The sequence below is a fragment of the Alkalihalophilus lindianensis genome, assembly GCF_032843265.1.
GTDB classification, from domain to species: Bacteria; Bacillota; Bacilli; order Bacillales; family Bacillaceae_D; genus Alkalihalophilus; species Alkalihalophilus lindianensis.
On the sequence record NZ_JAWJBA010000843.1, the window covers coordinates 1 to 245 of the forward strand.

Annotated in this window: 1 protein-coding gene; it reads right to left on the reverse strand. The window is 41.2% G+C overall.

The window, feature by feature from the left end:
* Nucleotides 1-35: 35 nt before the first annotated feature.
* A partial coding sequence (locus RYX56_RS24530; protein WP_317124411.1) for a hypothetical protein occupies nucleotides 36-245 on the reverse strand: 210 nt, incomplete at its 5' end.

The window sequence follows — 245 nt, forward strand, 5'->3', positions numbered from 1 at the left end:
GTTACAGTCCCCTCTATTTCTCCAAAAAACGTCATCTAAGGCTCAATTATGATTAACGGCTCAGTGCTTCTTATATCAATTAAAATCTGATAATCTAATGGTACACGAGTCATATCTTCAGCAGGTAAATAGCTATCAGGCTCGTCCTTTGCTCCGGGTTGATACTGTCCTTCTGTACCAGAGGGGATAAAGTACATTTTTTCCATATATGGCCTATTCCCCACCTCTTCAGCAGAAGATGGGGT